General features: G+C 71.0%; 15 protein-coding genes. 3 read left to right on the forward strand and 12 right to left on the reverse strand.

What is annotated here, in order from left to right; all coding sequences use genetic code 11:
• Positions 1–96: 96 nt before the first annotated feature.
• The 5 genes from KIK05_RS32770 to KIK05_RS32790 all read right to left on the reverse strand — a co-directional run bounded on the left by KIK05_RS32770 (position 97) and on the right by KIK05_RS32790 (position 4,540).
• Complete coding sequence (locus KIK05_RS32770) at positions 97–1,203, reverse strand: serine hydrolase domain-containing protein (protein WP_214414705.1); 1,107 nt, start codon at positions 1,201–1,203, stop codon at positions 97–99.
• A 269-nt stretch (positions 1,204–1,472) separates the two neighbouring features.
• Positions 1,473–2,102, reverse strand: coding sequence for an LUD domain-containing protein (locus KIK05_RS32775; protein WP_214414706.1), 630 nt, complete (start codon positions 2,100–2,102; stop codon positions 1,473–1,475).
• Positions 2,103–2,271: 169 nt separating this feature from the next.
• Complete coding sequence (locus KIK05_RS32780; protein WP_214414707.1) at positions 2,272–3,030, reverse strand: hypothetical protein; 759 nt, start codon at positions 3,028–3,030, stop codon at positions 2,272–2,274.
• A gap of 200 nt (positions 3,031–3,230) precedes the next feature.
• Entirely contained in the window at positions 3,231–3,725 is a 495-nt protein-coding gene (locus KIK05_RS32785) for a YybH family protein (RefSeq protein WP_214414708.1), read from the reverse strand.
• 176 nt (positions 3,726–3,901) lie between these two features.
• Positions 3,902–4,540, reverse strand: coding sequence for a TetR/AcrR family transcriptional regulator (locus KIK05_RS32790; protein WP_214414709.1), 639 nt, complete (start codon positions 4,538–4,540; stop codon positions 3,902–3,904).
• A 392-nt stretch (positions 4,541–4,932) separates the two neighbouring features.
• Between KIK05_RS32790 and KIK05_RS32795 the strand changes: the two genes are divergently transcribed.
• The 3 genes from KIK05_RS32795 (at position 4,933) to KIK05_RS32805 (ending at position 7,615) form a co-directional block, all read left to right on the forward strand.
• On the forward strand, positions 4,933–5,586 hold the full coding sequence (locus KIK05_RS32795; protein ID WP_250563843.1) for a CatB-related O-acetyltransferase: 654 nt from the start codon (positions 4,933–4,935) through the stop codon (positions 5,584–5,586).
• Between the two features lie 78 nt (positions 5,587–5,664).
• Positions 5,665–6,993, forward strand: coding sequence for an erythromycin esterase family protein (locus KIK05_RS32800; RefSeq protein ID WP_214414711.1), 1,329 nt, complete (start codon positions 5,665–5,667; stop codon positions 6,991–6,993).
• Positions 6,994–7,093: 100 nt separating this feature from the next.
• Positions 7,094–7,615: a pyridoxamine 5'-phosphate oxidase family protein gene (locus tag KIK05_RS32805; protein ID WP_214414712.1), complete on the forward strand. Its 522-nt coding sequence runs from the start codon at positions 7,094–7,096 to the stop codon at positions 7,613–7,615.
• A gap of 33 nt (positions 7,616–7,648) precedes the next feature.
• Here KIK05_RS32805 and KIK05_RS32810 read toward each other — a convergent pair whose 3' ends face one another.
• The 7 genes from KIK05_RS32810 to KIK05_RS32840 all read right to left on the reverse strand — a co-directional run.
• A complete protein-coding gene (locus KIK05_RS32810) occupies positions 7,649–7,795 on the reverse strand; it encodes a hypothetical protein (protein ID WP_214414713.1) in 147 nt (48 codons plus the stop codon).
• Positions 7,796–8,393: 598 nt separating this feature from the next.
• Positions 8,394–8,600 carry a cold-shock protein gene (locus KIK05_RS32815; protein ID WP_214414714.1) on the reverse strand — a complete coding sequence of 69 codons (207 nt, stop codon included), beginning with the start codon at positions 8,598–8,600 and terminating at the stop codon, positions 8,394–8,396.
• Between the two features lie 326 nt (positions 8,601–8,926).
• A complete protein-coding gene (locus tag KIK05_RS32820) occupies positions 8,927–9,289 on the reverse strand; it encodes a helix-turn-helix domain-containing protein (protein WP_214414715.1) in 363 nt (120 codons plus the stop codon).
• Positions 9,290–10,048: 759 nt separating this feature from the next.
• Positions 10,049–10,450 (reverse strand): hypothetical protein, encoded by a 402-nt coding sequence (locus KIK05_RS32825; protein WP_214414716.1) that lies wholly within the window; start codon positions 10,448–10,450, stop codon positions 10,049–10,051.
• Positions 10,451–10,538: 88 nt separating this feature from the next.
• Positions 10,539–10,706: a hypothetical protein gene (locus KIK05_RS32830; RefSeq protein WP_214414717.1), complete on the reverse strand. Its 168-nt coding sequence runs from the start codon at positions 10,704–10,706 to the stop codon at positions 10,539–10,541.
• A gap of 197 nt (positions 10,707–10,903) precedes the next feature.
• A complete protein-coding gene (locus KIK05_RS32835) occupies positions 10,904–11,611 on the reverse strand; it encodes a response regulator (protein WP_372455628.1) in 708 nt (235 codons plus the stop codon).
• A 148-nt stretch (positions 11,612–11,759) separates the two neighbouring features.
• The coding region (locus tag KIK05_RS32840; RefSeq protein ID WP_214414718.1) for a sensor histidine kinase at positions 11,760–12,922 on the reverse strand (1,163 nt) is incomplete at its 5' end.

A 12,922-nucleotide genomic window follows, 5' to 3' on the forward strand; every position in this document is an offset into this window, starting at 1 on the left:
TGGGGGCGGCGCCTGGAGTCGGCATGTGCTCATCGGTGGAGTCGAACTCCATCCGCACATCGCCCTGGTCATGCTCGCCCTGAGCTCTCGCCGGCTTCAGCGCAGCGCGCAGAGGGTGGCGTCGGCGAGGTCGAGGAGCCGGGGCGTGATCTCGCTCGGGTGGCGGTTGATCGCGAGGGTGACCTGGCGGCGGCCGTCGGGGCTGGAGGCCGCGATCGTGCGGTAGCCGTTGGCGCCGCCGCCGTGCCCGACCCAGGTGCCCGCGCAGTGCTTCAGCTTGGTCTCGTACAGCCCGAGTCCGGCGTTGGCGCCCGGCCACATGCGTGCCGGATCCGCGGGGACCGTCGTGCGCATCTCCTTGAGCCGGGCCGCGGGCAGCAGTCCGCCGCCGAGCAACGCGGCCCAGAAGCGGTTCAGATCGGAGGTGGTCGACACGAGCGCGCCCGCCGCGCCGCCGTAAATCATGTTCCACTCGGTGGTGTCGTACCGCTCGCCCTCGTCGTAGACGTAACCGTGCGCGTGCCGTCCCGGGATGCGCGGATTGTCGCCCGGCCACCACGTCCTGGTGAGCTTGAGCGGCCTGAGGATCCGCCGCGTGATCTCCGTGCCGACGTCGTTACCCGTGGCCTGCTTCACGATCATGGCCAGGAGGGCGTAGTTGGTGCTCGAATAGTTCCACGGCTTGTCCGACCGCGGTACGCGCAGCCCGATCGCGAACAGATCCTCGGGCTCGAAGTGCTTGAAGCGGTCGCGTGAGGCGTCGATCTCGTCGGAGGACGTGTAGTCGCCGAGGCCGCTCGTGTGCCGGAGCAGGTCCCTGACGGTGATCTTCTCGTTCGGTAAGTACCGCGTCAGCGGCGCGTCCAGGCTGATCTTGCCCTCCTCCACGAGCTGGAGCACCACCGTCGCCGTGAACGACTTGGTGATGCTGCCGATCCTGATCCGCTCGTCGCCGCGCATCCGCCGGCCCGTGACGACGTCCGCCACCCCGCTGCCCAGCGACACCTGCCCGCACGCCGGGGAGCTGACCGCCGCGAGGATGCCCGGCGCGCCCCCCGCCTTCACGATCGCGTCGAGCGACCGTCGCAGCGCGCTCGTGTCGCACCTCCGTGTCGCCGCCGACGCCTGCGGCGCCACTCCGACCGTCACCGCTCCCGCAGCCGCGGCCAGTGCCAGCGCCGCGGCGACTCTCGTCTTTCTCATGCCCTCACTGTGTCGATGCCCGCACGGATCCGCCTCGTGCCGCAGGACCGACCCGGCTCCTCCCGGAGGACCACATGATCCTCGGCGCCTCAGCCTGGGAGACGATTGCGAAAGCCGCCTGAGGAGCAGGTGGTGGCGTGCTCGCCGCGGCCATCAGCCGCCGCAAGGTGCATCGAGCGGGCACGGCCCGTTCGTCCCGGATGGTTCGCAGGTGGCCGCCTGTGAACCATCCGCTTGGAGCGATCCCGGCGCAGGCCGATGCCGGGGGCTCAGAATCCGATGGCTTCGCGGAGCAGCAGGACGATGCCGCGCCCGGGGTGGGGTTCCGCGTTGAGGATGAGAAGGCGGTTGAGGGCGCTGGGCTGACCGTAGGCCTTCATGGCGCGCTCGTTCTCCAGCCCGAGGCAGTGGTCTTCGACGCGCCGCAGCGCGGTGTCCAGGTCGGGTACCACCTTCTGCGCCCCGACGACCCAGATCGCGCGGGCCGCGGCGCCCGAGTACCCGGCCAGCTGGCTTCCGCTGGCGGAGGCGGCCACAAGGGATCCGGTCTCGGTGACCGCGGCGACGCTGCCGACGATGACGTCGGGGCAGGCGATCATCTGCCAGATCTCGGTCAACTGGGTGGCGCGGTCCATGGTCCTGCTGCGCGCCTTGACGGAGGCGTATCGCCCGCTGCCGTTGATGTCCTCGTCGATGCCGGACAGGCGGAGGGTCTCGCTGGCCCCGGTGAACACGGTGGCGCCCTCGGGGATCAGTTCTTTGACGCGGGTACGGGCGGCGGCGGCGTCGTCGAGGATCTCGACGGTGAAGCCGTGTGCGGTCAGCGCGGCTGCCGTCCGCTCCAGGCGCTGCGCGGGTGCCGGGGCGGTGAACGGTGTGGCCGGCATGGAGGTGGTCATGGTGCCTCTGAGCTTTCTGTTCGCTGGACGACGTGTTCGTCCGAGCAGTTCGACAAGACAGCCCCCCGGAATGTGAGGCGACGCACCGGCCCGTTCGCGGCGAACCCGGCTCCCCGCCACGTATCCAGGTGAGGACCAGCCAGGGGATCAAAGGGCGGGTGGCAGAGGGCTACATGGGGTCGGGGCGGACGATCGCGCCGGGGATGGTGCGTTCGGCGATGGCGGCGTGCACCGGGCAGGCGAGTTCGTCGTGGCCCTGGCCGGGGAGTTCGACGCGCATGTCGTACAGGTGCTCGTGATCGCACGGGGTCTGGAGCCCGAGTGACTCGGCGTACGGGTCGTCGGGCTTGGTGCGGATGAGCTCGCAGACGGTGCCGTAGCGGGTCGCCTCGTCGGCGTCCCGGCGGGCCGTCTCCAGGGCCGTGGCGAGGGCGGCCAGGTGGCGGCGGGCGCCGGGGTGGAAGCGCCGGTGCTCGTCGCGGGCCGCCTCGGCGACCTCGTCCCGCAGTTCCTCCACGGCGCTGAGCAGTTCCATCAGGTAGCGGGTCATGTCGCCGTCGTCGGCGGCGTCGTGGTAGGCGTCCATGCGTCGCTGGCAGGGGTCGGCCGCGTGGGCGACCGGGCCGATCTGTCCGGGGACGGCCAGCTTGCGGGACTGCAGGGCCACGACGGGGGTGAAGCGCGGACGGCGGTTGCCGTGGTCGTCAGGTTCGGTGGTGGCGATCTGCTCGCCGGGCCCGGCGATGTCGCCGGTGTCGTTGAGGGGCAGGTTCACGACGCCGGCGACCACCGCCCACCCGTAGAGATTCGGATCGTGGCCGGGCTCGATTTCCTCCACCTCGATGCGCAGCGGCGTGGCGGCCGGGAAGGCGGCGGCGAGGTCGCCGACGGTCTGGATGATGCGCGGCCGATCGGGACTGGGGTCCACGGGGAGTCCTGCTTTCTGTTGAGTCGCCTTCAGGCTGGACCTCCGAGATTCCGCGTCCCAGGGCTTCGGAGAGGCTCCAGTCCACCTCCGAGACTACGCACATGATCGACTCATGGCCGCTTCCGGTCGGCTCTCGGCCCGTACCCGGCGCCGACCGGAGTGGCCGAGGTGCGCCAGGGCGTGGCCGCACAGGGCGGAGCTCAGGCCGAGCCGGTGACGGCCTCCTGGTAGGCGCGCAGGGCGTCGGCGTCGTCGATGCTGCCGTGGTGATGGAATTGGCGCCATCTGCCGTTCTCGTAGCGGAAGTACCGGCTGGTGCGGATGCGGAGCGGCACGGCGACGCCATCGGGGCCGGTGTAGGCGCCCGTCTCTCTCCCGGCGAAGACGGCGTGGTCATCGCCCAAGTACTCGACGATGTCGCCGAAGGTCACCTCGACCCGTACCGGCCCATTGAAGATCTTGTCGTACAGGTCCGCCACGGCGTCGCCGGAACGCAGGATGCCCCCGATGGGGTTGTTGAGCTGTGCCAGCGGATGGTCACTCCAGTCCTCGCGCAACGCCGTGGCGTCACGGTGGTTGAGGGCGTAGTAGAAGGACTCCAGCGCCGCGTACGCGCCTTGCACCGAGGGGTCGGCCGCTTCCGCCAGGCGGTCGCGCGCGTCGGGACCGTACTGTGCCTCGCTGTGCTTGATCACGAAATACCTCCGGCCTTGGAAGTTCGACAGGAATCGAACTACTCGATTGTACGACAGCGATCGAACATCGGGTGGCCGGGCCGGGATACGAAACCCTGGAAGGGCTCGCTCGCCGGCGCGAGACGGACGGCGAGCGGATCTTCGGCGCGGACGGTGAGGTGGCCGGTCGGGTCGCGCTAGGCGCCGCGTCCGGTGAAGGCGCCGGCGGAGGCGGCGAGGGCGGCGGTTCTGGCGGCGTGCTCGGGCAGGTGCGGGTCGGGTGGCGTGCGGAGGAGCAGCAGCTGGTGGTACAGCGGCGCGGTGGCGGCGACGAGCAGTCGGCGGGCGTCGGTGCGCGGCGAGAGTTCGCCGCGCTGGATCGCCCGGCTGACGATGATCTCGCACCGGGTGTAGCGGTCCTCCCAGAGCCGCTGTTGGGCGCGGTCGGCCTTCTCCGAGCGGAACGCGGCGGCGATCAGGGCTGTCATGATCGGCGGCTGCGCGGTCAGGGCCGCCTGGATCTCATCGTTCAGTGCTGTCAGGTCGCCTTCCAGCGAGCCGGTGTCGGGGGGTTGCCAGTCGTCCTCGCCCGCCGCGTCGAGGACGTCGGCGAGCAGGCCGCCGACGTCCCCCCACCGCCGGTACACCGTCGCGCGGTGCACGCCCGCGCGGGCGGCGACGGTGTCCATGGTGAGCCCGTCGTAACCGTGCTCTCCGAGCTCCGCGCGGACCGCGTCGAGGACCTGCGCGCGAATGCGGGCGGTGCGGCCGCCGGGACGGCGCCGGGTCGGCGACGCCGGCCGGGCGTCCTCCGGTTGTGGTGCTGGGGGAGTCATCGCTGGTCATCCGGTTTGCTCAGTGGGACGGGGTCATGCCACCATCTTAATGCATCAGTTGTCGCACTAGTGAGGTCATCGGTGTTCTTCCTGAATGTTCGCCCAGTCGCGCGGCCCCTGACGGCCGCCCCGTTCCCGAACGTTCCGGAGTGCTCGCATGCCCACCGCGGGTCACCGCGCCGGCCGTCGGGCCGTCCTCCGGCGGCGGGCTCGCCCGTGACCCGGTGACCTGTCCGCTCGCCGCGAGGGCTCATCGGCGAGAACGGATGGACAGGACGCTCACGGCGCCGCTCGGCCGGCTGCGCACCGGACGCCCGTCCGGCCGTGCGTGCGACTCCGGCCTCCGCGCCGTCTTTCGGACCCCAGACAGCCACAGGAAGGAATGATCAGTGATGTCATCTGTTCCCGCCGACCCGACCGTGGTGCATCCCATGCCCGGACAGCCGCGTGTGGTGCTGCTGAAACCCCTGATCATCTCGCCGCTGATCGAGGTCGGGGAGTTCTCCTACTACGACGATCCGGACGATCCGACCGCCTTCGAGACCCGTAACGTGTTGTACCACTACGGGCCGGAGAAGCTGGTCATCGGGAAGTTCTGCGCGCTGGGCGAGGGCGTGCGGTTCATCATGAACGGCGCCAACCACCGCATGGACGGCCCCTCGACGTTCCCCTTCCCGATCATGGGCGGTTCCTGGGCCGAGCACTTCGACCTCATCACCGGTCTGCCCGGACGGGGTGACACGGTGGTGGGCAACGACGTCTGGTTCGGCTACCGGTCGATGGTGATGCCCGGCGTCCGCATCGGCCACGGAGCGATCATCGCCTCCGGTTCGGTCGTCGTCGACGACGTCCCCGACTACGGCATCGTCGGCGGCAACCCGGCCGGGCTCATCCGCCGCCGCCACAGCGACGCCGACATCGAGCGCCTCCTGGCTGTGGCGTGGTGGGACTGGCCGCTCGAGCACATCGGCGAGCACATCCGCACGATCATGTCCGGCGGCATCGACGACCTGGAGAAAGCGGCCGTGCAGGTGCGAGGCGCGTAACCGTCCGCCGCCGAGCCGCGGTGACCCACGCTCCCGGATCATCGTTCGTCCACCTCCCACCACCAGAATCGAGCCTCTATGCCGGCCTCCCTCCACCACGATCCCTTCGCCGACTGGCTTCGCGGCCACGCCGTCCCGCTCACCCACCTCGACCCTGGGGCGCCGCTGGACGACCTGGAGCCGCTGGGCGACGTCATCGGCGGCGCCCGCGTCGTCGCGATCGGTGAGAACTCCCACTTCATCACCGAGTTCTCACTAATGCGCCGGCGCATCCTGCGGTTCCTGGCCGAGCGTTGCGGGTTCACCGTCCTTGCCTTCGAGTACGGCTTCAGCGAAGGCTTCCCCCTCGACGCCTGGGCGCAGGGGGAGGGGACGGACGATGATCTGTCGGCCCATCTCGCCGCGGCGATCCCGGTGGGAGTCGACGAGCCGCTGCGCTGGATGCGCCGGCACAATGCCACAGCGCCGAAGCCGGTGCGTTTCGCCGGGATCGACATCCCGGCCGCCGGTGGGTCCTTGATCCCCGCCCTGGCCCCGGTCGCCGACTACCTGCGGCAGATCGATCCGGAGACCCTGCCGGCCGTCCGGACGGCGATGCGGATCGCCGGATCGTTCGCCGGCCCCTCGGCGGCCTCGGCCGCGCCGGCCTGGACGCGCCTGGCCACCGCCGAACAGGACGCCCTCAGCGCCATCCTGATGCGTCTGCTCATCCGCTTCCGCGCCGTCGCACCGCTGTACGTCTCCCGGGGGGACCAGCTCGGTTACGACATCGCCCTGCGCCGCCTCGAAGCCGCCTGCCACGCCGACTACGGCTTCCGCGCGATGGCCGGCCTCTACGCCGGAAACGGCCTGACCGCCGACACCTCGGCCCGCGACGTCTACATGGCCGGGTCGGTCCTGTGGCACCTGGAACGCTCCGAACCCGGCACCCGCATCGTGCTGGCCGCCCACAACGCCCACATCCAGAAGGAACCGATCTCCTTCAACGGCCACCTCACCGGGCTGCCCATGGGCCAGTACCTGCACAGCGCCCTCGGCGACGACTACTTCGCCCTCGCCCTGACCAGCACGGCCGGACACACCGCCGACATGCGTCCCGACGAGGACGCCCGCTTCGGGTTCGCCATCGACGACACCGCGCTGGAGCCGCCCGAGCCGGGAAGCGTCGAAGCCGCCTTCGCCGACGCCGGCCTCGGGCTGAGCCTCGCCGACGCCCGCCGGGCGCGCACGCGGGATTCCGGCGGCGCCGGCCCCGACCGCATCCGGATACAGAGCGCCTACGTGCACACCCCCGTCCTCGACGCGTTCGACGGCATCCTCAACACCCCGATCTCCACCGTGGCCGACGTCGACGGCGGGAAGCCGGCAGCCGTGGAAACGTCGCCGGCGACGTCACAAGACGGATGAGAAAATACGACACAAGATGTCCGATTTTGCGTCGAGGATGGCCGTACCGGTCGACGTCGATGGGGACGTGGACCAGGACCACGGAAAGACAAGGATCTCGATGCGCGAAACGCCGGAAGAGCTCGAAGAGCTCCAGGCCCTCCTCGAAGCCTCCCTCTCCCGCTCCACCTCGCACCTCCGCTCGATCGTCACGGAGAACACGCTGGGCGCGGAGCAACTCACCCGTGTCCTGACCGGCATGCGCACGCTCGCGTTGTCCACCGTCACGGCGAAGGGCGAGCCACGGATCAGTGGTGCGGACGGGCATTTCCTGCACGGCAAGTGGCACTTCGGCACGGCGCGCGGCGCCGCCAAGGCCCGCCACCTCGCCGCCCGTCCCGCCGCCAGCGTCGCCTACATGCGCGGAGAGGACCTGGGCGTGTTCACCCACGGCACGGTGGAGATCCTCAACCCCGACGACGGCGAGCCGGCGGCGGACTGGCCGGACCTCCTCGAGTACTTCAAGGACTTCTACGGTGAGAACGCCTTCGACTGGGACCACCAAGTGGTCTACTACCGGCTGCATCCGCACTGGATGACCGTCTACGCCCCCGATGTCGCGAAGCTCGCCGCCGCGCCTTGATCGGCGGCGGCCGGCGGCTCGGGAGCGTGCCGGTCAGCGGAGGCAGCGGATGAGATCGCCGATGATGGAGCCGACCCGGGCCGAGTCGAACTCGTCGGTGTCGATCAGGAGGGTCACGGCCCGCGACGCGCAGTACCGCGCGATCGCCCAGGTGGTGCGCACCTGCCGGTTCCCCGCCATCCCCGGCGGTCTTCCTCGTCTCGGTGTCGCGGTCCGCGCGGGAAGCGGGGAACCGGGGTCGATCTGGGTCGTCGATGCCGGGGACTGCCTCGACTCCGCCGCCGAACAGGCCCTCTCCGACGTGGCGGACATCGTCTCGCGGCACCTGCTCGCGGCCCGTACCGCGGTCGACGCCGTCCGGCGCAGGCGCGCCGACCTGTTACGGCGGCTGCTCGCCGACCCGAGCAGCGTCACCGCGGTGGCCCCCGCAGCTCGGCCTGGACCCGAACCTGCGCGTCGCGGTGGCCGCGTTCGCCGTCGCCTCGGACGAGGCCGAGGAGGTCGTCGCGGCACACGCGACCACCCGGCTCGCCGACCTGGTGAGCCTGCACTGCGAGGCCCACTACGGCAGGCACGGCTGCGCGCTGATCGAGGGGACGGTCTACGCCCTGCTGCCCAGCGGTCCTTCGCCGAACACGCACCGCGAACTGGTCGCCGACATCGCCCGGCGAGCCCACGGCGCGCTGCGCTCGCCTAGCGCGGACAGCGATACAGCAGCCGGAAAACCAGCCAGGCCCGCACCTGTGAGGGTGCGAGCCTGGCTGGTGGCGGTGCTCTGTCAGGCGGGAACGATGTTCTCGGCCTGCGGGCCCTTCTGGCCCTGGGTGACATCGAAGGCCACCTTCTGGCCGTCGCGCAGCTCGCGGTAACCGCCCTGAGAGACGATGTTGGAGTAGTGCGCGAAGACGTCGGGGCCGCCGCCGTCCTGCTCGATGAAGCCGAAACCCTTTTCCGCGTTGAACCACTTCACGGTGCCATTAGCCATGTCGATCTCCTCTTGATAGGTGAAGCCGGAATCCGCAGTGCACGAACTCCGCGTCGCCGCGATAGGCCCACCCGGAGAAGACCGGCAAACAAAAAATGCACCTGAGGCTACAACCGTCAGGTGCACACAAGTTCTTATGGGTACCACAACTGCAACTGGACCTAAGATAGCACAGCCGACCCATGCCCCGCCGCTATGTGCCTGGGTGAGTCGCGCCCCGGGCACCGGCAGCCGGGAAACCTGCGGTGCGGCTGAGGCGCAGCCGCGGCCCGCGTGGCGGGTCGCCTTGATCTGCCGGCTGTGCGGGGGGAGCAAGCCGTCGCCGCTCAGTGTCCGGCTGGGCGGCCGCGCGCCTCATTGATGCGCAGCGCCTCAGCGAGCTGGTCTTCCAAGACGATGATCCGGCAGGCGGCTTCAATGGGTGTGCCCTGGTCGACAAGTTCCCGGGCCCTGGCGGCCAGGCGTAGCTGGTAGCGGGAGTAGCGACGGTGGCCACCGCTGGAGCGTCGCGGCTCGATCAGGCCGGCGGCGCCCAGAGCCCGCAGGAACGTCGGAGTGACCTGAAGCATCTCCGCGGCCGCGCCCATGCTGTAGGCGGGATAGTCCTCATCGTCGAACCGGTCTTCGGTACTGTCACCGGTGCTGGCGGGAACGGGCTTATCAACGCCGGTTGGGTGGGTTTGATCCATAGATGCCTTTCATCACGCGAACAGGGGGCCCCGGCGCCTGTTGCGCCGGAGCCCCGAAGACGTTCAACACCATCTACCGGCCATCTGGCCGGCTTACTGTTTTCCGCCACCGCCGTACTGTGCGGCAGTGATGCGGGGATCGCGAATGCGTGACCGTAGACCACCTTCCTATCTGTGGAACTGCGGTACCCGAGCGGCGGCATGCAGCCGGCGCCGGGCGATCCTGATGGCGTCCAACGCTCCCTTCTTCTCTAGCTTGTGGACTGCCGTCCAATTCACCTTCGGCAGCGCGTCCACGATCAAGGCCCCTTACCACTGCGCTGGCCCGTCACGTCCGACCTTCTGCCATCAATCTCAACTTCATCCTCGTTGCGGGCAGTTCGTCGTGGTGCCAGTACTGCTTCTTGCTGCCCGGTGGATCCGTCCTTGCGATGTCAGAAAGACTAGCCCCATCGGCCGCGAATGTCTAACACGGCCACGATAGATTTCTTGGCCTGGAAGCGGCGGCCTTCCTGCATCGCTACATGCCCTGGAAGCAGCTGAAGGCACTCGACATCGGCTGGAATGGTCCGACCACGCGATCACGGCCGCGGGACCCGTCTTCGATCAAGGGTCTGACCTGCGCCGACTCGCTGCTTTGGGGCTTATCGCGCGGACCGCTGATCGCCCCTTACGGATGCGTGCCCCGGGCCCCTCATGCCTGCCCTCCACCGGACGTCCGTAGAAGCCTCCGGCCGCGGCCCCATCCGGGAAGGAAGGTCAGGGCCAGACCCTCTCGCCGCTGGAGAGGTTCGGAGGCGGCGACAGCCGTACCGCGCGAGTGTCCCGTACGACGAACTCGTCCACCACATGCTGGTTGTGGACCAGGAAGCCGACGACTCCGGCCACGGCCTGCCCGCCTCCGGCGGCGTGCGAATGGCCGGTCAGAAGGTAGATGTGCGGGGCGGACAGCTTGTCCAGGAGGAACCGGCGGCCGTGTCGGTGGACGTCCTGCAGCGCCTTGACGGGAATCGGCCGCTCGGAGGTGAACCACACCGCGACGTCCCAAAGCGGCAGGGCCAGATCCGGATCGACCGCCTCCTCGTAACAGGTGACGCAGCCTTGGCGGGCGTCCCGCCCGTGAGGGCACGCCCAGAATTCGGTATCGTCCCGATGGCTCAAGCGGATCGGCTCCTCATACGGCGTCACGGGCCGTCCACGGCGGAAGTTGGCGTTCGCGGCGCCGGCACAAGCCCCAGCCATCCAAGTCTTACCGATCCCGGCGGCACATCGCGCAGGTCCAACGTACCGGCGCGCCATGCCTGTCCGGATTGTCGTCGGGACGCTCGTGAACATGTGCGGCTACTTCTTCGATCTTGTCGACGATGGCGAGCTTAGCCGCGAGGTTTTCCTGATGAAACCGGAGGGTTTCGCGCACGGTGGTCGTCCTCGCCGAAGGCCGCCTGGCGGAACCGGCCGGTCAGGAAGCCGCGGCACGACGCGGTCGCGGCGGCCGAGCCTGTGCGAGGTCGCCGGGCAGGGCGGCCCGCCCTCCGGCGTCGCCCTGCCCGCCGTTCGCCGAGCGGGCGCGCGCGGCCGCTGTGCGCGGGCGGGTGCTGAGCGCGGGCGGGCGTCCTACGAGGCGTCGTGGACGACCAGGGCCAGCTGGACGCGGTTGTCCAGGCCCCCCTTGGTGAGGATGCGGGAGATGTAGCCCTTGACCGTGCCCACGCTCATGTGCAGCTCGCCGGCGATGACGGCGTTGCTCTTGCCCTGCCCGACCGCGAGCGCCACCTCCCGCTCGCGGCCGCTGAGCGCCGACAGCACCCGCCGGGCGTCGGCCCGCCGCCGGTCGTCCTCCTCGGGCACGAGGTGCGCGATCAGCCGCCGGGTGACGCTGGGCGACAGGCTGGGCTCGCCGGCGGCGACGCGCCGGATCGCCTCGACGATCCCCTCGGGCGGCGTGTCCTTCAGCAGGAACCCGCTGGCTCCCGCGCGCAGCGCCCGGAACACGTGCTCGTCGGCGTCGAACGTGGTCAGGATGATGACCTCCGGCGCGTCCTGGCGGGCACGCAGCCGGCGGGTGGCGTCGATGCCGTCGACGCCGGCCATCCGGATGTCCATCAGCACCACGTCGGGGGAGTGCTCGCCGACCGCGGCTTGGACCTGCGCGCCGTCGGCCACCGCGCCCACCACCTGGAGGGCGGGCGCGCCCTTGAGCATCAGCGTCAGCCCGGCGCGGACGAGCGCGTCGTCGTCGACGATGAGCACCCGGATCGCCGCGGACGCGCTCCCGGGCCCGCCGGGCGACGCACCCGCGGGCGCACCTGGGGACCCGCTCACGGGGGCACCCACGACCTCACCCGCGGGCGCACTCACGGACCCGCTCACGGGCGCACTCGCGACCTCACCCGCGGTCACACTCACGGACCCGCTCACGGACGCACCCGTGACCTCACCCCCGGGCGCGCCCGCGGACCCGCTCACCGGCTCACTCATGGGGCCGCTCACGTGGCCATGGTAGCCGCGCCGCCAGCCGGAACCCGCCGCCGTCGGTGGGCCCCCGCTCCAGGCGCCCGCCCGCCAGCGAGACCCGTTCCTCCAGACCGGCCAGCCCCGCTCCGGCCCCGGTCGTGGCCAGCCCCGCCGCCTCCCGCCCGGCGGGCAGCGGGTTGCGCACCTCGACCGTCAGCTCGCCGCCGGCCGCGCCGGAAACAATGACGGTGACGGGCCGGCCGGGCGCGTGCTTGCGGGCGTTGGTCAGCCCCTCCTGCACGACGCGGTAGGCGGTGCGCCGGGTCGTCTCCGGCAGGTCGGCGAAGCGTACGTCGTGTTCGTGCAGCTCGATGCGCATCCCGGCCCGCCGCGACTCCTCCAGCAGCGGCGCGAGCCCGGTCAGCGGGAGCTCGGCCGACGGGCTCTCGCGCAGCACGGAGATGACCGCGCGCAGTTCCTGCAGGGCCTCGTGCGCGCTGGTCCGGATCACCCCGGCGGCTTCGGCGACCTCGTCCGGCCTGGCGCCGGCGTTGAACGCCAGCGCCCCGGCGTGCACCGCCAGCAGCGACAGCCGGTGGGCGAGCACGTCGTGCATCTCGCGCGCGATGCCGAGGCGTTCGGCGCGGCGGGCCTCCTCCGCGCGCAGCCGCTGGTCGGCCTCGGCGCGGCGGGCCCGTTCCGCCAGTGACGCCAGCAGCTCCCGACGGGTCCTGGCCAGGATGCCCCAGCCGGTGATCGCCCCGCCGAACAGCACGCCGACCAGCGCCCACACCGGGTACGGCGCCAGCCCGGGCGGCCGCAGGGCGAACCTGACCAGCGTCGCCGCCACCCATGCCACCCCCACCGCGACGGCCACGGGCGGTCGCCGGTACAGCGCCGCGACGAGCGTGGCGATCCCCGCGGCCACCGACGCGGCCGCCGCCGGGACCGACAGCGCGATGACGGCCAGCGAGGCGCCCACCGGCCACCGCCGGCACAGCCACAGCCCCGCGCACGCCAGGGCCCCGCCGGCCACGTCGGCCCACAGGTACCAGCCGGGCGTCCCCGCGGCCGGATCCCCCCAGATCACCGCTCCGGCGCCGGCCACGGCGAGCACGACGCCGCCGGTCCCGGCCGCCCGGTCGCGCGGCGACCGCCCCGGACGCGGTCGCCCACGCG

Source organism: Sphaerisporangium fuscum, from assembly GCF_018531465.1.
In the GTDB taxonomy this organism is placed as follows: domain Bacteria; phylum Actinomycetota; class Actinomycetes; order Streptosporangiales; family Streptosporangiaceae; genus Sphaerisporangium; species Sphaerisporangium fuscum.

Bases quoted from the DNA above. Each gene is read 5' to 3' on its own strand.
- KIK05_RS32795 (WP_250563843.1), top strand. From the start codon at position 4,933: ATGTCATCTGTTCCCGCCGACCCGACCGTGGTGCATCCCATGCCCGGA.
- KIK05_RS32805 (WP_214414712.1), top strand. From the start codon at position 7,094: ATGCGCGAAACGCCGGAAGAGCTCGAAGAGCTCCAGGCCCTCCTCGAA.
- KIK05_RS32800 (WP_214414711.1), top strand. From the start codon at position 5,665: ATGCCGGCCTCCCTCCACCACGATCCCTTCGCCGACTGGCTTCGCGGC.
- KIK05_RS32815 (WP_214414714.1), bottom strand. From the start codon at position 8,600: ATGGCTAATGGCACCGTGAAGTGGTTCAACGCGGAAAAGGGTTTCGGC.
- KIK05_RS32790 (WP_214414709.1), bottom strand. From the start codon at position 4,540: ATGACTCCCCCAGCACCACAACCGGAGGACGCCCGGCCGGCGTCGCCG.
- KIK05_RS32810 (WP_214414713.1), bottom strand. From the start codon at position 7,795: ATGGCGGGGAACCGGCAGGTGCGCACCACCTGGGCGATCGCGCGGTAC.
- KIK05_RS32820 (WP_214414715.1), bottom strand. From the start codon at position 9,289: ATGGATCAAACCCACCCAACCGGCGTTGATAAGCCCGTTCCCGCCAGC.
- KIK05_RS32775 (WP_214414706.1), bottom strand. From the start codon at position 2,102: ATGACCACCTCCATGCCGGCCACACCGTTCACCGCCCCGGCACCCGCG.
- KIK05_RS32770 (WP_214414705.1), bottom strand. From the start codon at position 1,203: ATGAGAAAGACGAGAGTCGCCGCGGCGCTGGCACTGGCCGCGGCTGCG.